This is a genomic window from Kaistella sp. CFF1-2 (assembly GCF_059509915.1).
In genome coordinates this window covers 18,490-36,117 of record NZ_JCAKLF010000006.1, presented here as the reverse complement: position 1 = coordinate 36,117, position 17,628 = coordinate 18,490, and the positions used below count along the sequence as shown (strand labels likewise).

12 protein-coding genes and 1 pseudogene are annotated in these 17,628 nt (G+C 33.1%); 4 read left to right on the top strand and 9 right to left on the bottom strand.

Annotated features, from left to right (window positions below; genetic code table 11):
• Positions 1-150: 150 nt before the first annotated feature.
• The 5 genes from AC5XHR_RS12635 to AC5XHR_RS12615 all read right to left on the bottom strand — a co-directional run bounded on the left by AC5XHR_RS12635 (position 151) and on the right by AC5XHR_RS12615 (position 6,101).
• Positions 151-1,536, bottom strand: coding sequence for a DUF3987 domain-containing protein (locus tag AC5XHR_RS12635; RefSeq protein ID WP_088263537.1), 1,386 nt, complete (start codon positions 1,534-1,536; stop codon positions 151-153).
• 1 nt (position 1,537) lies between these two features.
• A complete protein-coding gene (locus tag AC5XHR_RS12630; RefSeq protein WP_088263536.1) occupies positions 1,538-1,840 on the bottom strand; it encodes a DUF3853 family protein in 303 nt (100 codons plus the stop codon).
• Positions 1,841-2,080: 240 nt separating this feature from the next.
• Positions 2,081-3,040, bottom strand: a complete 960-nt coding sequence (locus AC5XHR_RS12625) for a hypothetical protein (protein WP_495951154.1) — start codon at positions 3,038-3,040, stop codon at positions 2,081-2,083.
• A 3-nt stretch (positions 3,041-3,043) separates the two neighbouring features.
• Positions 3,044-4,351, bottom strand: coding sequence for a site-specific integrase (locus AC5XHR_RS12620; protein ID WP_051872610.1), 1,308 nt, complete (start codon positions 4,349-4,351; stop codon positions 3,044-3,046).
• A gap of 199 nt (positions 4,352-4,550) precedes the next feature.
• The gene (locus AC5XHR_RS12615; RefSeq protein ID WP_495951153.1) at positions 4,551-6,101 is read right to left on the bottom strand and encodes a helix-turn-helix domain-containing protein; all 1,551 of its coding nucleotides are present in this window, start codon (positions 6,099-6,101) and stop codon (positions 4,551-4,553) included.
• Positions 6,102-6,377: 276 nt separating this feature from the next.
• Here AC5XHR_RS12615 and AC5XHR_RS12610 point away from each other — a divergent pair, with 276 nt between their 5' ends.
• The 3 genes from AC5XHR_RS12610 to AC5XHR_RS12600 all read left to right on the top strand — a co-directional run bounded on the left by AC5XHR_RS12610 (position 6,378) and on the right by AC5XHR_RS12600 (position 10,924).
• Positions 6,378-7,454: an agmatinase family protein gene (locus AC5XHR_RS12610; protein ID WP_495951152.1), complete on the top strand. Its 1,077-nt coding sequence runs from the start codon at positions 6,378-6,380 to the stop codon at positions 7,452-7,454.
• A gap of 366 nt (positions 7,455-7,820) precedes the next feature.
• Positions 7,821-9,317, top strand: a complete 1,497-nt coding sequence (locus tag AC5XHR_RS12605) for a helix-turn-helix domain-containing protein (protein WP_495951151.1) — start codon at positions 7,821-7,823, stop codon at positions 9,315-9,317.
• Positions 9,318-9,328: 11 nt separating this feature from the next.
• On the top strand, positions 9,329-10,924 hold the full coding sequence (locus AC5XHR_RS12600) for a helix-turn-helix domain-containing protein (RefSeq protein ID WP_495951150.1): 1,596 nt from the start codon (positions 9,329-9,331) through the stop codon (positions 10,922-10,924).
• Between the two features lie 59 nt (positions 10,925-10,983).
• On the opposite strand, the gene asnB is transcribed toward AC5XHR_RS12600, so the two are convergent.
• From asnB to AC5XHR_RS12585, 3 genes and pseudogenes are all read right to left on the bottom strand, one after another.
• Complete coding sequence (gene asnB / locus AC5XHR_RS12595; RefSeq protein ID WP_495951149.1) at positions 10,984-12,651, bottom strand: asparagine synthase B; 1,668 nt, start codon at positions 12,649-12,651, stop codon at positions 10,984-10,986.
• A gap of 324 nt (positions 12,652-12,975) precedes the next feature.
• A pseudogene (locus tag AC5XHR_RS12590) lies at positions 12,976-14,651 on the bottom strand (PNGase F N-terminal domain-containing protein).
• Between the two features lie 81 nt (positions 14,652-14,732).
• Positions 14,733-15,938 (bottom strand): RsmB/NOP family class I SAM-dependent RNA methyltransferase, encoded by a 1,206-nt coding sequence (locus AC5XHR_RS12585; protein WP_495951148.1) that lies wholly within the window; start codon positions 15,936-15,938, stop codon positions 14,733-14,735.
• 121 nt (positions 15,939-16,059) lie between these two features.
• Between AC5XHR_RS12585 and AC5XHR_RS12580 the strand changes: the two genes are divergently transcribed.
• The gene (locus AC5XHR_RS12580) at positions 16,060-16,392 is read left to right on the top strand and encodes a zinc ribbon domain-containing protein YjdM (protein ID WP_495951184.1); all 333 of its coding nucleotides are present in this window, start codon (positions 16,060-16,062) and stop codon (positions 16,390-16,392) included.
• A gap of 249 nt (positions 16,393-16,641) precedes the next feature.
• Here the strand turns inward: AC5XHR_RS12580 and AC5XHR_RS12575 are convergent, their stop codons facing one another.
• The gene (locus tag AC5XHR_RS12575) at positions 16,642-17,574 is read right to left on the bottom strand and encodes a sulfate/molybdate ABC transporter ATP-binding protein (RefSeq protein WP_495951147.1); all 933 of its coding nucleotides are present in this window, start codon (positions 17,572-17,574) and stop codon (positions 16,642-16,644) included.
• Positions 17,575-17,628 lie beyond the last annotated feature (54 nt).

Sequence of the window (17,628 nt, the reverse complement as noted above, 5' to 3'; positions counted from 1 at the left end):
TCTTTGCATTATCTGCACTTTGAAGAAAATAACATTTGCACTTTTTACATTTTGTTGCATTTTCAAAAATAATTAAACAACTGAAAATCAGTTTATTAAAAACCAAAATGCAATAGTGCAAAAAGTGCATTGCAGAATTTATAGCCCTATTTAAAAAACCTGTTTTTCATAAACTCCGTGAGCAATTTTTTTGAAGAGTTTTTCATCTTTCAGAAATTTTTTAAAGCTCCGCTCTTTCATGAGATTTTCTCTTAAAATAATTTCAATTCCTTCGCCTGTTTTAAATTGTGGAGATAACTTATCAAACACATTTTTTTGAATTTCGGTAAGTGAATCATAGTAAGTATTGTCAATCAATTCAAAAACTCGAACTGCATTTTCAAAAAAATAATCTCTCAATTGAATGGCTGATTTTAATGTTGTTAAAGAAATCGTTTGCGGTTTTTCATCATTACAAATCGACTGTATCACTTCAATAAGAATTGAAAATCTCAAAACATATTGTTGCAGCTTGACCGAAATCCCTCTTTGATATTCAAATTCAAAATCGGTTTTTTGATTATTCTGCCATTGGTACAAATAATCTTTAGCTTCGGAATCAAATTCAAGTATTATTTCTGATTGTTCGGCAATCATAAAGACTTTAGCAATGAATTCTGAATACCATTCAATATACTTTTTATCTAAATCACGGTCGTTCCATTTATTATCAACATATTTATGTGGCAAAACAAAAAGTAGCCGGTCGATAAATCCATTTTTCATTTTATTGGAATGAAAAACACTTGACAGAATTGCTTCTTGCATCGTTCCGATAATATCAACTTTCGTATTATCTACCCGCATTTCTTCGCCAGAAATTCTATTTTTTATGATTGGTTTTCCACTCCAAGCCGACAAATAAGATTCTTCTTCGCTTCCTTTTCGATACTGATTGAAGGAATTAAAAAAGCCTGCAATTTCATCGGTGTACAAACCAATTCCCCTTGAATTGAAGTAATGAGCCTTTACAAATGCTTCTGGGGTAAAATCGTTCAGAAGCAATTGCCGAAGAATTGGAATTGTATTTTTAGATTTTTCTTCAACTGGTAATTGTTCATATTCTTTTTTCTTTAGCAAATATTCTTCAAAATTTACTTTATCGATTTTCATTAATGGATTCAGACAAAACGAAACCGAATGGCTTTTCACATCGCCTGTTCTACCTACAAGAACCATATACAAATTGGATTTTTCGAGCCAACTATTTTTCACTTTAAGTTGTATTTTATTCCCAATCGAAACCGAAACTGCATATAAAATGGAAGCCGATGTGTAATCCGGAGAAAAATTCAAAGTTGACTCTAATTCTCTTATTAGCTTTTGTAAAATCAAAGGGAATATATCTGTGGGAAATATATTTTTGCCTGAAATAAGTTTGAAATCTTCTTTTAAACTGTTGAGAATATTAATATTTTCCGTATTTTTGCTTGAGTTTAAAAACAATACGCCTTTGTTATTTTCGTTGAATAACGGGGCGTTTTTCTTTTGTTCCATCTTACATATTGTTTTTGATTAATTTCAAAGCCAATTCTACATCTACCATAATGGATCTTCCTTCTTGAATTATTGCTTCATCTATAATTCCTTTCTTTTTAATTCTATTGGCTTTTGCAATGCTGCAATTCAAAAGGTTTGCGATTCCACGTATTCCGTACACATACTTTTTATTTAAGGTGTTTTCAGAAATAGGTGAGCTTTCTAGATTTTGAACAGTATTTTTAGTTTGTTCATTTAATGCTAAAAATTCTTGACCAGTCATTTGCCATAAGGGTTTTTCTAATAAATTTTCGATTTTCATTTTAATTTTCTTTTTAAATGTTTAACAATTTTCTGAGTGTTCGAACACCCCAAATTGACAACAAAATATAAATGGAGAAAAATGGGCACAAAAAAATATCAATATTTAAAGTATTGATATTCAATTATTTAAAGCTATTTTTAAAATAAATATAACTTATAAAAAATGTCAAGAGATTTTATGAGGTCATTTAAGCTTATTTTCTCACAAAAATGAATTTATATAGACTATTTGGATTCATTATGATTTTAAAATTTCAAAATATTGTTCTATTTCAAAATCAATTTTTTTATGTTCTTCAGTTTTTGAATCATCTATATTTACTGTTTTCTTTTTCTCATAGTCCTTAATATTAAAATACTGTACTAATTTATTTTCCCAAATTTCTTTTTCACTTTCAATGATAAAATCTTTGAGTTTATTGATTGCATAAGCAATGTATTTGTCTTTACTCTTATTTTTTTCCAAAGTCAGCGTTTTACTAAGTGTAATTTGATTATAAAAATCAAGGTAAGGAATTTCTTTAAGAAGATTATTCTTTACGAAAACTGAAAAAGCAAGAAGTATTGCCTTCTCGTTCTTAAATACATTTTGAAAAAAATCATTCGATTCAGTAAGACGTGAAACATTGGATTCTATTACATTTAACTTATTTATAAATGCTTTAAAACTAAAAGAAAGAAGATATAAATTACCATTAAATGCTTCATTTTTTTCATCTTCAATGATTTCTAATTTTTTTTTGAAAATATCATATTCTTGTTTTGCAAAGTCTAAATCTTTAGTCAATCTTATTATATCATCAGAATTTTTATCATTATTATACCCCCAAGAATCTAATCTATTATTTAGTTCATCCTTCTTGTCTGAAGGTTCACGAAGCTCTTTATAGGCAAAATCCCACTTAAATTGATAAGGACGTATTAGCTTGTTGAATAAATTTCTTGCTAAAAATTTATCAAAAATAAACTTACGATTCGCTAAAATATTTTTGGATTCTGGAATTAGTGCTTGATATTCTTTTAGATAAAGTGCGCGATTTTCCTGATTTAATAAATTTTCATAAACCAAATTTTCATCTATTTCACAAAAGTTAATAATATCATCCAATAATTCCTTTCCAATATCATCAACTTCTTTTATTGAATTTAAATTCGTTTTTATCTTTTGTAGAAGGGCTAAATGCTCTGTTGTCTTCATTTTTTAAAAATTTAGTTTTTTCATCTCTGTTGCTTTTGTTGAATCTGTGACCTCAATATATGGTTTCATGGATTTGTAATCGGAATGTCCCGTCCATTTCATAATTATCTGTAAACCAATTCCTTTTGCAATACAGAGACATACGAAAGTACGTCTGCCACAATGTGTACTTAATAATTCATACTTGGGTTTTGTGTCATCATGTCTTTGATTACCAATAAAAAAAGTTTCTGTTATCGGTTCATTAATCTCTGCCAATTCTCCTAATTCTTTCAAATAATCATTCATATTCTGATTAGAGATTACAGGCAAAGCTTTATCATTTTTGAATGGAATATCTTTGTATTTATCAAGGATTTCTTGTGATGTTTTATTGAGTTCGATTACTAAACTATCATTAGTTTTTAAAGTAGTTACATCAAATTTTCCATTTTTAATATCTGATTTTTTCAATTTATAAACATCAGAATGCCGCAAACCTGTGTAGCACAAAAAGAGCAGTACATCACGAACTCGATTTAGGTATAATTTAGATTCAGGTATCTCAACATTTTTTATTTGAGAAATTTCAGATTCAGTAAGAAAAATAAGTTTCTTTTTTCCAATTTTAAGTTTTGGTTGAAAATCCTCAAATGATTTATTCTCGGTATATCCTTTCTTAACAGCAAATCTTAAGAACCATTTAATGTTTTCAATGTATTTTTTTGTGGTAGTATTCTTAAGTTTTAATTTGTTAGTGAAAAAAGAAAGAATATTGCTTAAGCCTTCTAATGTAAGATCCTCAAATTTAAGTTTCGGATTAAAAGCTTCCAAATGAGATTTAAGAGTGCTGAGCTTCGCATATGTGTCAGTTGTCCAATTATTGATTTTCCCATTATAGGAAGTGAATTCATCAAACACTTTATAAAATGATGTTTCTTTTTTTAGTTTATCATTTTTCAGTTCCTCAACTTTCGCTATTTCTACACCATTATTTTTTATTTTCTCGTAAGCGTTTTTCGTTTCTTCGATAGTGGGTATTTCGTTTTTTATTTGATGTTCTAAAAAGAACGATTGAATAGCAGATTTATATTTTGAAATAGTGATGTTAATTTCTTCAGCTGTTTGTCCACTAGAGTTTATTCTGCCAGAAATGACTTCTTTTTTATCAGAATCCCAGTCTTTTATGTCAACTCTATGTCCACTATACAAATTTATTCTATTAGATGAAAAAGTTAAACGAATAAATATGGGTGCATTTTCATTAATGATTACCCCCTTCTTTTTTCTTCTTTCAACATCAACAGTTATTTTTCTTTTAATAGTTATCATAAAAAATATTTACAGCCAAATTTACAGCCATTTTTTATGATACACAATGATATTCAAGAAATATCTTAAAGTTAGAAACATCTTTAATACCCTGAATATTAGATAAATTAATATTTTAATGTATTTAGAAATACATAAGATGAGAATCCCATCCTCTCTGCAAAAAAGCATTGTGTAAACAATGCTTTTTTTTGTCCTTTTATTTTTCATCTTTTCTCAAAAACTGAATGTATTGAGAGGGTGAAATTCCAGTCTTGGTTTTGAAATTCGTGGCAAATTGACTGTGAGAGCTATATCCACACATGTCAGAAATAGCGGCGATTTTATAATTTAAAAGTTTGGGATTTTCCTTTAATTCTTTCGAAATATATTCAATTCTAATGTTATTGAGATAGTTATAGAAGTCTTCATTTCGGTGTTTTTTTAAGACGTAGCTTAGATTTCGCGGCGTTATTTTTAGCAAAACAGCTAGTTTTGCTGCTGACATATTTTTTGCTGTAAAAAAGTTTTTCTTTTCGAGTTGCTCAAGTTGTTTTACGATTTCGCTTTCATTTTCAATTTCTTTACTGCCACTTTCATTTTGTACGTCTGACTCGATTGATAATGTATTTTTTTGAGTTGTAGTCTGCTTCTCTTTTTCACTTTTTTTGTTGAGATCTTCAATGATTTTAAGGTACGATTGTTTTAGCTTTTTATTTCGTTTATTAATGAAATAGACAATACTCAAAAGAAAAAGTGTGGAAAGGATACTTAGGCTAATCCACAATTGTGTTTTACCTTCCTGTTGTTTGAGTTTTACTTTGGATTTTTGAAACTCATACTTTATTAAATCTCTGCTGTTGAGGCGCTCTTTTTTCGTTATTACATCCACTTCTTTGGAGTAGGATAGTTGTTCTTTTGGAGGATCGAAATTAGCCTCCAATCGCTCCATGAGAATTAGTTTTACGATAGGATAGGTGTTTTTATTTTTTGCGATCGAATAAGCTGAATCAAAATAGGCTTTGGACTCTTCAATGTTATTTTCTTTTATTGAAATTAATGCTCTTGCCAGCTCATAAATTTCTAATAAGGTTGGGTCTACTTCCTTTAAGTTTCCGTTGAATAATGATTTTGCATAATCCAAACTTTTTCTTCCATCATTTGTAGAACCACATTTTACTTGGGCGAAACCTAATTGGGCATACGTTGCAAAAATATAATCAGGATCCTTCTTTTGAATATTTAGCGGAACAAGAGATAAAAATTTTTTTCGAGCAGTAGCCGCTTCGCAATAAGCCTCGTCAATATCTTTTAACTTTGAGAGATTGTAAAAATATTCTGCTTCTTTATAGGGGTTTTTTGATTTTTTGATAAGCTCTTGCTCTCGTTCCCAAGCCTCGTTAGATTGCTGTAGTAAGCCAGCTCTACGATAAGAAATTACCAAGGTATTTATGTACCCACGCTGCATATCAATTGGGGCATTTCCTTTCCCTAACTGATCAGCTTTTTCCAAATAAAAAATAGCATTTACGTATTCACCTTGTCTATACATATAGGTTCCTTTGATGAAGTTGGCAAATGTAAGTTCCTCTTTGGTTTGGGCTAATTCTAGTAATTTTGTTGAATTGGACTCGAGATTTGAGTCGGATGTATTTACTAGTTCTTTATAGTGCAGAAATTGTTGCGTTTTTGATGGGTCAAGTTGAGCTTGACTAAATAGAAAAGACGAAACAAAGCACAAAAGTACAGCGAGTAAATTTTTCAGGCACATGTATTTCTTTTTCTCCTATAATTGGTGGATGAGACCAATAAGGGGTTGCTTCAAATTTACTAAAATTTATAGTAGAATTTTATGTTTTGATGAAATTCATGCTAAAATTAATCTTGAACTTAATTTTAAATCCTAATTCAACGTACAATTTTATGATATGTTATTTTTTTATGTCAGTTTTCGAGATGATTTTCAATCTTATTTTCCTGCAAATTTGATTCAAAAATCACCAAAATTTTCAAGTATCTTTGCGGTTCAATTTTCAAATTAATGGATATGACTAAACAAGATAAAATAGATAATTTTGATCCTTCTCAACCAGGTTTGGCAGATGGAAGTATTTTTGGTTTGCCTTTTACTGCAGAAGAAAGTGAGTTAGTAATTGTTGCGGTTCCATGGGAGGTAACGGTAAGTTATGGGGCGGGAGCATCTGATGGTCCAGCTGCTATTTTGGAAGCTTCTTTTCAGGTAGATTTGTTGCATCAAGAGTTTCCTGACTTATGGAAATTAGGAATTTATTTTGATGAAGGAGAGCCGCATTGGAAATCGACAAGCGACGAATTTAAAGCAAAAGCACAAACTGTGATCGAAGCTTTAGAAAATGGAGAAAATATTGAAGATAATTCAGAGCTTCAACATACGCTAAATTCCATTAATGAAGCGTCTTCAAAACTAAATGCAGAACTAAAAACCCGTGTTTTAAAGTGGCAAGCTCAAGGCAAAAAAGTGATTTTATTAGGTGGAGATCATTCAACTCCATTGGGGTATTATCAGGCGTTAGCGGCCAACTATGATAATTTTGGTATACTGCATTTCGATGCGCATATGGATTTAAGAAATGCTTATGAAGGATTTCAGTTTTCGCATGCATCAATAATGAATAATGCAATTAAGATTCCTCAGATTTCCAAATTGGTTCAAGTGGGAATTCGTGATTTTTGCGAGGAAGAATTGGAAGTGATTCGATCAACTGACAAAGTGAAAGTTTTTACGGATTCTGATCTTAAAAAGCAGCAATTTGAAGGCAAAACATGGCAAAATCAAGTTGATGAAATGATCGCTTTGTTGCCAGAAAACGTAGTGGTCAGTTTTGATATTGATGCATTATATCAGTGGTATTGTCCAAATACAGGGACTCCAGTTCCGGGTGGTTTGTCTTTTGAGCAAGCAACATATGCGTTAAGTCGTCTTGCTGAATCTTCGAAAAATATTATTGGTGTTGATTTAGTCGAAGTTGCGCCGGGCGAAAATGACGAGTGGGATGGTAATGTTGGAGCGCGAATGTTATTTCATATGTGCGGAATTTTCGCCAAAAATCAGAAACTAAATGTAGGTGAAAAAATAACATTCTAAAACTTGCTACATAAATAGTAAAAGCGATTCCATTTTGTGAATCGCTTTTTTTATTAAAGTTTTTTTGTTTTTTTATTATCAGCTAAAATTTTAGAATCGTTCAAAATAAGTTTATTTTTGTGTCGATTTTTTAAAGTAGTATTATCATCTCATTTTGAGAAAATAATTATATTTGTATCGTATTCATAATCATAGACTTTGTGCCGGTTTTAATGATTAATGAAAAACCGTGTGATGGCGCATGGTGCAGGCACTTTTAATGATGAAGTATTTTTTGTAATTGAATTTATTGCTTACTCATGTATGATGAAAGTGCACAGGTATAGATTGAAACTAATATTTGTATTTTTCTTTTTAATACAAAATATGGTTTTTGGTCAAAATCAAGTTGATGTCCAAAAACAAACGCTTTTTAATCAAGCGTTTGAGGCTTATAAATTGGATAATTCCAAATTAGATCATTATGGAAAGCAAATGCTTTCTTATGCGCAGACCAATTACGAAAAATCCCTTGCCCTAAATATTATTGCCGAAAATTATTTAATGAAATCCGACTTTGTTACGGCCGTAAATGAGTTGGAAAAATCATGGGAATTTATTAGTAAAACGGACTCTCTACAGCAGAAAGTTAGAACGTTGGGTACGTTGGCAAGTGCGTATCGTCAAGCGGGTCTTATTAGCGAATCAGATATTCAGTTTCAGAATTTCAAAAAAGAAATCGCCGGATTTCCAGAACCCATAAAATCTATTAATTTAAGTTTTACAGAAGCCAAATTATACGATATCGACGGGGATAATTGCAAAGCTGGGGCTGCTAGGAAAAAGTTTGTTGAGCTTATGAAGCCTTTAAGTGCGGATAATGAAAGCCAAAATACATTCATGTTCGCCAATTACGTTCAGTTGGTTTATAATCAATTAAAATGTGCGAAGAGTAATGAAGCCAAAGCAAGTTTCGAAATTACAGAATCCTATTTAAAGAAAATTCCTCATCGTGAAAATTTACTGATGTATGAATTTTACTTGTTGGATAAAGCATTATTTGCAAATGCTCAAAATGATAAAATTCAAGCTAAAAAATACTTTGATCAAGCCTACAAACAATGTGATTTCTCAGAAGGGACGGGCGTTCGGAAATTGATATTAGAGGAGCGTCTTGAAGCTGAGGTAGATTCGCCAGAAGAGCAATTACGTTATGCAAAAATACTGAACGATTTATTAAATAAAGAAACCAAAGCAACCAAAGCGCTTACTTCGAAAGAATCGTCTAAAGCGCAAAAAATTATTGAAGAAAGTGAACGTAAAGAAAAAATGTATCATTACATTTTGATTGTATCGGTTGCTGGATTAAGTGTTCTTATTTTCTTATACTACAACCGGAATAAAGCGTTGCGGAAAAAATATGAAGCGATTATTCAAGAAATTGAGAAAGAGGAAGTCGTTTACGATCATGTGAAAACTGAAACCGTTGATCCTGAAATAAAAACAGATGTCATCAAAAATGATGAAACCGAACAGGAAATTTTAAAGCAACTTCAATCCTTTGAAAAGAAGAAATTGTATTTAACCAAGGGGATTTCAACGGCTCAAATGGCTGTTATGCTCAAAACAAATACCAAGTATTTAAGCCACGTTTTAAAGAAATATCGAAATTCTGATTTTTACAACTATATCAATACCCAACGTATCAACTATATTGCAAAAGAATTGCATGACGAACCTTCGTTATTGAATCTTAAAATCGCGGCAATTGCAGAAATGTGCGGTTATAATTCTCATAGTCAGTTTGCAAGTATTTTTAAATCTGTAAAAGGGATATCACCATCGCAATATATTTCATTTTTAAATGAAAATAAAGCTAAATAAAACCAGCGTATATGAGAAAAATTACTTTTTTTTCCTTCATTCTCTTTTGTATAACGTGTGTTGGCTTTGGTTTTGCGAACGGGCAGCAGAAAATAGATTCGGCTAAATCAAAAGAATTTTGGAAGCTTAACGAAGCGCAAAGTTTCAATATTAAAAAGGGTTTTGAATACGGAAAGAAAATGGTTCAGTATGCCCAAAACGACTTAGAAAAATCGGTTGCTAATTCTGTTTTAGCGGAAAATCGATATATGTTGGGTGATTATGTAAGCGCGGTTTCTTATCTTGAAAAAGCACGCGAATATGCATGGAAAACAGATTCTCTTGAGCAAAAGGTTCGCGTTATAAATTATTTAATTGTTTCCTATCGTCGGGCTGGCTTGCCGTATGAGTCGGATGAAAATTTTAAAGTTTTACAAACGCTAAGTAAAAATTTACCTGCAGAAACTCGGGAATCAATTATTTCTTATGCGCAATGTAAAATGTATGATATTGATGAAGATTATTGCAAATCTGCGGCTATTAGGAAAAAATATTTAGGATTTTCTAGTAAAGATGATCAACGTTCGGATTTTAAAAAGCGCTTTCAGTATGCTTTATTGTGTCAATCCGCTTATGTTCAATTAAAATGCGGAGATCTTACGGCAACGTATCAAATTTTTAAACAGCTTGAAGATCTTAAACCGAAGATAAAAGATAAATCAAATATTAATTTTACCGAGCTTTATTTGGTGGCGCAAGGGATGATTGCGGCTCGAAGCAATGATAAGGAAAAGAGTAAAAAACTTTTCGATTCTGCAATGGTTTTGTCGGATTATTTTGGAGGGAAAACGGTTCAGAAACTTATCTTAACAGAGCGTTTAGAAACCGATATCGATTCTCCAAGCGACCAACTGAAATATGCCAAAATTATTCGTGGAATTACGAATTCGGAAACCAGAATAACCAAAGATTTAACAAAGGTGGAATCATTAAAAGTTCGCGAAATTCTTGGAGAAAAGGAGCGTGAGCAAAAACTATTTGTTTTATTGGGCGTTGCTATCTTTTTGATTTTAGTTGCTGTAGCTTATTATTTTATTAATCGAAATAAAAAATTGAAAAGGAAATATCATGAAATTATTCGTGATATTGAACGTGAAAAACAAAACTCAATTTCTTCAGAAGCACTTCCGGAAATAGGAAAGGGGATTGTTGAAGAAAAAAAGGGTGACTTAGAAAGTTCACAAATTGAAGGGAAAAGAGAATCGCTGATGAGTGATGTAACCGAAATGGAAATTCTACATAATCTAGAAACCTTTGAACGGAAGAAGTTGTTTCTAACAAGTGGAATTTCAACGGCTCAAATGGCTGTTTTGGTAAAGACCAATACCAAATATCTGAGTCGTATTCTAAAAAAATATCGAAACTCCGATTTTAATCAATATATCAATCAAAAACGAATTGATTACATTATTGGAGAATTGCATGATAATCCACAAGCACGAAATTATAAAATTGCAGTTCTCGCAGAAATGAGTGGCTACAATTCGCATTCTCAATTTGCGAGTATTTTCAAAACCATAAAGGGAATATCACCATCCAAGTTTATTCAGTTTCTAAGTGAAAAATAAATATAAAAAAGGTTTCCAAATTTGGAAACCTTTTGATTTGTTAGCGAAATGATATTTGTTTAATAGGCTGTTTCGTGGATATTTACAGCGCGTCCGCTCGGGTCGTTCATTTTTTTGAAAGCCTCGTCCCACTCTAATGCAATCGGAGTAGAACACGCAACAGAAGGAACCGATGGAACGGTTGCCGCAGCGGTTTCACTTGGGAAATGCTCTTCAAAAATCGTTCTGTAACGGTATTCTTCCTTATTTTGAGGCGTATTTAATGGAAAACGGAATTTAGCATTCGCCATCATTTCGTCAGAAACTTCTTTTTCCGCAGCTTCTTTTAATGAATCAATCCAAGAATATCCTACACCGTCCGAGAATTGTTCTTTTTGGCGCCATGCGATTTCTTCAGGTAGCAGATCTTCAAAAGCTTTTCTCAGAACATATTTTTCAATTTTCTTATCGTGTGCGGTTACCATTTTGTCTTTCGGGTTAATGGTCATCGCGACATCCATAAATTCTTTATCCAAAAACGGTACTCTTCCTTCGATTCCCCAGCTCATTAAAGCCTTATTGGCTCTTAAACAGTCGTAAAGATGAAGTTTGCTTAGTTTGCGCACGGTTTCATTGTGGAATTCTTCTGCATTCGGTGCTTTGTGGAAGTATAAATACCCTCCAAATAACTCATCTGATCCTTCTCCTGATAATACCATTTTGATCCCCATGGATTTGATAACGCGAGCCAATAAGTACATCGGTGTCGATGCACGAACGGTTGTAACATCATAGGTTTCCAAATGATAAATAACATCACGAACTGCATCCAAGCCTTCCTGAACAGTAAAGTTCACTTCATGATGAACGCAACCAATGTGATCTGCTACTTTCTTAGCTGCAATTAAATCTGGGGAACCTTCTAATCCTACTGCGAAACTGTGCAATCTCGGGTACCAAGCTTCTTGTTGATCATCACTTTCTACACGTTGTCTTGCGTATTTTGCCGTTACTGCCGAGATTATAGACGAGTCCAATCCTCCAGAAAGTAAAACGCCATAAGGAACATCAGTCATCAACTGTCTGTGAACGGCTGCGTCCAACGCTTCACGAATATCTTGAATTTTCGTTTCGTTATCCTTTACAGCATCAAATTCTGTCCATTCGCGAGTGTACCACGTTTGCAAATCATGACCTTCTGGGCTAAAAAGATAATGACCCGGCAAAAATGTTTCTATCGTTTTACAAACGCCTTCCAAAGCTTTGAGTTCGGAAGCCACGTAATAGTTTCCATTTTTATCCCAACCTTGATATAATGGGCAAATTCCCATGTGATCACGAGCAATTAAATACACATCGTTTTTCTCGTCGTATAAAGCAAATGCAAAAATTCCATTTAGTTTTTCAATGAAATTTTTTCCGTATTTTTCGTAAAGCGGTAAGATAACTTCACAATCGGATTTCGTTTGAAATTCGTAATCAGGAAACTCTTTTCGCAACTCAACATGGTTATAGATTTCTCCATTAACGGCTAAAACCAACGATTTGTCCGCACTAAATAAAGGTTGCTTACCAGAACTTGGATCTACGATGGCTAATCGCTCATGCGAAAAAATGGTGGTGTCATTCTGATAAACACCACTCCAATCGGGACCACGGTGTCTAATTTTTTTAGACATTTCTAAAACTTGTGGTCTTAGGCTTTCTGTTTTTTGCTTGGAGTCAAACAAGCATACAATTCCACACATATTGGGTTGTTTTTAAATTTTAATTAATAATATGATACAATATTAAAAAAGTATATGATTTTTTACAATACAATTTTTAATAATTAGTATTTTATTAATTAATTTATTTTAAATGTAGAATTTTTTTAATTTTTTTTAGGTTCATTTTGCTTAAAAAGCGGAAATTTTACACCACATAAATAGTAAAGTAAAAAGGCGCTATCCTCTATACGAATTTTTTTTTAGAAAATAATTGATTTATGTTAATATTTTATACGTGAAAAGGTGTTTCCTTTGCAGAACATTTTCATCATTTGTGTTTTTTTGCCTTCCTGAAGTGTTCATTTACTCAGGAAGGTTTTCTTTTTTACCGAGTAGTAGGCCGCTTACATTCCAAGAACTGAAACTTGAACCTTCATTTTTTCCTTGCGGAATTTTAATCTGAATTTGATGTTTTCCAGCTTTTAAATCACCTAAAGCTATATAGATAGGATTTGTCGTTGTTCCAGGACACCAGTGCTTCGGCTTAAATCTGATGAAGATAATCCATTTCCGAAGTTTCCAGACGCTGGATTATGCAGTCGATAACTTCCGCAATCGGTTCTCCAAGGTGTAAATTGAAATATTTCCTTTTTATCCAGAACAATGGTATTCGATTTGGGAACAAATTCATCGCCGTTTTCCCAACCGCCATGCCCCGTGCTAATGTAACGTAAAGTAGCGTTTTTAAGGTCGTTTTTTAATTCAAAGTCAACAACTAAACCTTCTGGGCTACTAAACATCGTGGCGTATTCTTGTCCCGCCATTTCCATAATGTTTAACGTATTGAAAAGTGGGATTTTCTCATTGGAAGGAAATGCAATTAAGCCGTCTTGATGTATCGTGGCTTCCAAATCAATCTGATGACCGCCTTTGTCGTAGTTTCCAATGAAAACACCAATCCAAACTTCTTTGTTGCTGAAATTGGGCGCAAGCTCGGTGATGTCTTGTCTGTACGGTGTTTGTTCAGTCCACGTTTTTCCTTTAAGTTGAATATGGTTGAATTGCTTCACTCCGAAAGGTGTGAAAAAGCGCATAAGTTCAATTGGTGGAAAATAATTTGGTGTTATTGTGTTTCCATAGAATATTTTTCCACTTTCATTTGTAAAGTGCGGTATTGTTTTGATGCCGTCTTTTAAAGCGTTCAAAAATGATAATTTTCCTTCTTCTGGAATCATAAAAACAGTTCCAGTTCGGTCATACGCATCACCTTTCGATTGTTCTTTCAACTCGATAAAGACACCTTGGTTGGCGTCTATTTCCGGAAATTTTACTTTTTTTAATACAATCGTTCCGTTAGCAAATCGCAAAACATCCCCTTTTGATTTTGCTGTATCCGAAAAATTAATGGTTTGATTTTTAAATATTGGAATGGTTGTATATCTACTTTTCCAAATTCGATCACGATACGAAAGTTCATCGGTTGAAGCTGAATTTAGTTTACTCAAAGCTAATTTTGCGGGATTATCTTTTGTTTTTTGAACAGAAATTGCGGTGAGTTTTGAATTTCCATTTCTCACCGTTTCCAAAACCAATCCTTTTTGTATTCCTAGCAAAGATGGTCCACCAAAGACTTTTAAATCGGTAGTGTACCAAATGTCAATCGTATTTGAATTGACAGAAGTGGTGATTTTTTTACACGTGTATCCTAATATTTTCTTGGTTTCATCACTGGTTTTATACGTGTAGCTTCCAACGCTATTTGGATTTTTGGTTGAGGTTTTTTCTTGGTTTTTTAGAAATCCAAAATAGGTTGTTTCCCAATTTTGCGTGTTTATTGAAGTAATTTCGTACGGAAATTCCTTTTTATTTTGACTAATTTTTTGAGATGTGATGATGTTTTGCTGCGAATCAACGTAAATAATCGTTGGGTCTTGATTTACATTTACTTTTCCTTCAAAACTTGATTGGTACGTGATTTTATAGGTTTGAGCAAAGCGAACTTGAACAATTAGTAAGCAAAAAAGAGAGAACGTTTTCATGAGGTTGATTTATTTCATTCAAAAATAAAAATCTTCTGAGAAATTCCCAGAAGATTTTGTACTTGTTATGTCGATTTTATTTTAAGAAACACGCTCAATCAAAGCCATATAAAATCCGTCGTAACCAGAACTTGGTAGGATTTTTTGATCTTCAACAAGCTTGAAGTTCGAATTTCCTTCTAAAAATGTAGCAACCTGATTTTGGTTTTCAGATGGTAGGATAGAGCATGTTGCGTAAATCATTTTCCCTCCAACTTTTAGCATTTTAGAGTAATCTTGCATGATTTTCTGTTGTTCGTCGCAAATACGAGCGATGAAATCTTCATCAATTTTCCACTTGCTATCAGGATTTCTTTTCAAAACGCCAAGTCCAGAACAAGGTGCGTCAATTAATAGACGATCAGCTTTATCATAAAGTCTTTTGATGACTTTGGTGTCGGAAATCATTCGCGTTTCGATATTGTGAGCACCCGCTCTTTTCGCTCTACGTTTCAACTCCGCAAGTTTCCATTCGAAAATATCTAAGGCGATAATTTGACCTTTGTTTTTCATTAAAGCAGCTAAATGTAGTGTTTTTCCACCTGCTCCAGCGCATGCATCAACAACGCGGTGACCTTCTTTAACATCAAGGAAATACCCGATTTTTTGTGAGCTTGCATCCTGAACTTCAAACAAACCTTCTTTAAAAGCAGTTGTAATAAAGACGTTTTTCTTTTCTTCTAACTGAACCGCATCTGGATAGTTTTTCAGCGGAAAGGCAGGAATGTTCTCATCACCTAAATCTGAAACGAGTTCCTTTACCGTTGTTTTGATCGAGTTGGCTCGTAAAACCGTTGGTGCTTGCTCGTTTAATGCGATCATTTCTTTTTCCCATTTTGGGCCTAATTCCGTTTCCAAACGATTGGCTAACCATTCTGGAATGGAATGTTCAATAGCTTTTGTAGGAACTTTTCTACTTTCAATTTTACGAACAGCTGGACCTGTTTTAATTCCAGCAAATTCTTCAAATTTCTTATAGGGAGTTTCGCTCCAAATTAAATACGTAAGGATTAATTGATAAATGTTTCCCGGTTTTACACCTTCGCCCATATAATATTCCAACCTTTTTTTCCAACGAATAATGTTGTAAAAGATTTCCGAAACCACGGCGCGGTCTTGGCTTCCCCATTTTCTATTCGCTTTTAATAATCGTTCGATTACTTTATCAGCGTATTTATTTTTTTCAAAAAAGGTTTCTTGTAGCGCATCGTGGATGCCGATGAGTAGGTTTCGGTGAATAAGTTCCATAGAATAAGCCGTTTGTTTGGCTGTGCAAAAATACGGAAATTCTGAAGAAAAGCCGAATCTTCATGCGAATCGCCTTGATAAAGTTGTTTTTAATGGTATCTTTGTAAAAATTGATGCTATTATGAGTGATGCTATTGTATGCCCAAAATGCAGTTCGGAGTTTACATACGAACAAGATCATTTGCAGGTTTGTTCACAATGCTTTTACGAATGGGATCCTGCGGAAGTGGGAAGTGAAGGAAAGATTTTAGATTCTAACGGAAACGAATTGCAGAATGGTGATTCGGTTGTGGTGATTAAAGATTTACCAGTAAAAGGGGCTCCAAAACCAGTAAAAGCAGGAACGAAAGTGAAAAACATTCGTTTGAATTTTGATAGCGATCATAATATTGATTGCAAAATTGATGGTTTTGGGTCTATGGCTTTAAAATCAGAATTTGTGAAAAAAGCGTAGAAAAGCTTCCTTATAAAATACATAATAGGCTTCGGCCTATTTTTTTGTGCACAAAAAAAGGAAAAGTCTGGCAGGGTAGTCTTCCCAGAATCATCATTGCCGAAGCTAATTTTGATCCCCAAAGGCAGAAAGAGAATTAACCAAAAATTTCCTTATTCTATAGTTCAAATTTAGTTAATTTATCTATTCGATATTTGATTTGCTAGTGAAAATAATGGTGAACTTATCCACTTACTAACAATAAACGATTTAAAAATTTATAAAAACCTTATCATTAATAGGTTTTTCAGAATATTGGATAATTGTCTTTTCGTTTACTAGAAGCTTGTTCCAATAATGGCTTCCTGAAAATCGACTTTCTAAAATGTGCGCCTCAATTCCGGTTGATGCTAGTTCAATTTGATTTGGAAAATAATAGGATTTTGACAAATTCCACCTTTCCATTTCCTCTTTGGAGAACGAATTTACTTCGCCAAATAATCCAGCAACATAATCGGAATTCGGGTCATTGTATATTTCTTGTGGACTTCCTTTCTGAACAAGTTTTCCGTCTTGTAATATCACCAATTCGTCCAACCAAGGCATGACTTCTTGGATTTCGTGCGTAGAAATTAGTAAGGTGACGTTTTCCCTTTTGACGTAATTGAAAAGCTTTTCGCGGATTTTAATTTTTCTTGAATAATCCAAATTGCTAAAAGGTTCGTCCAATAAAAGCAGTTTTGGTGTCACAGATAATGCTCTTGAAATGGCAACACGCTGCTGTTGGCCTCCACTCAACTTTTTAGGAAGAACATTGACGTAGTCTTCCATACCTACAATTTCGAGAAGTTCTAAAACTTTTTCCTTTTTTTTTGCTAAACGAACATTGGAAAGAAATTTCCCGACGATTTCGCCAACCGTTGCATAGGGCATCAAGTCGTAATTTTGCGCAACCAATTTCATTTCGGCTTCACCTGGAACCAAGTTTCCTTTCGGTCCCATAAGTTTTCGTCCTTCAAAAAGAATATCGCCCGACGACCAATCAAACAAACCGTAGATTAAACTTAAAAGTGTTGATTTTCCACATCCACTTTCGCCAACAAGGGCAACGGTTTTTCCCGATGAAATCGATAAAGAAAAATCCTCAAAAAGAGGGATTTCGGGAGCGTAAGAAAAGTCTAGGTTTCGGATATCCAATAGCATAGAGCAAAAATAAGGATTTGTTTTCGTAATTGAAATATATTGAGTATTTTTGAG

What these genes read in the sequence shown, in the direction of transcription:
- AC5XHR_RS12635 (WP_088263537.1), bottom strand. Translation starts at nt 1,536, where the DNA reads ATGGAACAAAAGAAAAACGCCCCGTTATTCAACGAAAATAACAAAGGC.
- AC5XHR_RS12630 (WP_088263536.1), bottom strand. Translation starts at nt 1,840, where the DNA reads ATGAAAATCGAAAATTTATTAGAAAAACCCTTATGGCAAATGACTGGT.
- AC5XHR_RS12625 (WP_495951154.1), bottom strand. Translation starts at nt 3,040, where the DNA reads ATGAAGACAACAGAGCATTTAGCCCTTCTACAAAAGATAAAAACGAAT.
- AC5XHR_RS12620 (WP_051872610.1), bottom strand. Translation starts at nt 4,351, where the DNA reads ATGATAACTATTAAAAGAAAAATAACTGTTGATGTTGAAAGAAGAAAA.
- AC5XHR_RS12615 (WP_495951153.1), bottom strand. Translation starts at nt 6,101, where the DNA reads ATGTGCCTGAAAAATTTACTCGCTGTACTTTTGTGCTTTGTTTCGTCT.
- AC5XHR_RS12610 (WP_495951152.1), top strand. Translation starts at nt 6,378, where the DNA reads ATGACTAAACAAGATAAAATAGATAATTTTGATCCTTCTCAACCAGGT.
- AC5XHR_RS12605 (WP_495951151.1), top strand. Translation starts at nt 7,821, where the DNA reads ATGGTTTTTGGTCAAAATCAAGTTGATGTCCAAAAACAAACGCTTTTT.
- AC5XHR_RS12600 (WP_495951150.1), top strand. Translation starts at nt 9,329, where the DNA reads ATGAGAAAAATTACTTTTTTTTCCTTCATTCTCTTTTGTATAACGTGT.
- asnB (WP_495951149.1), bottom strand. Translation starts at nt 12,651, where the DNA reads ATGTGTGGAATTGTATGCTTGTTTGACTCCAAGCAAAAAACAGAAAGC.
- AC5XHR_RS12585 (WP_495951148.1), bottom strand. Translation starts at nt 15,938, where the DNA reads ATGGAACTTATTCACCGAAACCTACTCATCGGCATCCACGATGCGCTA.
- AC5XHR_RS12580 (WP_495951184.1), top strand. Translation starts at nt 16,060, where the DNA reads ATGAGTGATGCTATTGTATGCCCAAAATGCAGTTCGGAGTTTACATAC.
- AC5XHR_RS12575 (WP_495951147.1), bottom strand. Translation starts at nt 17,574, where the DNA reads ATGCTATTGGATATCCGAAACCTAGACTTTTCTTACGCTCCCGAAATC.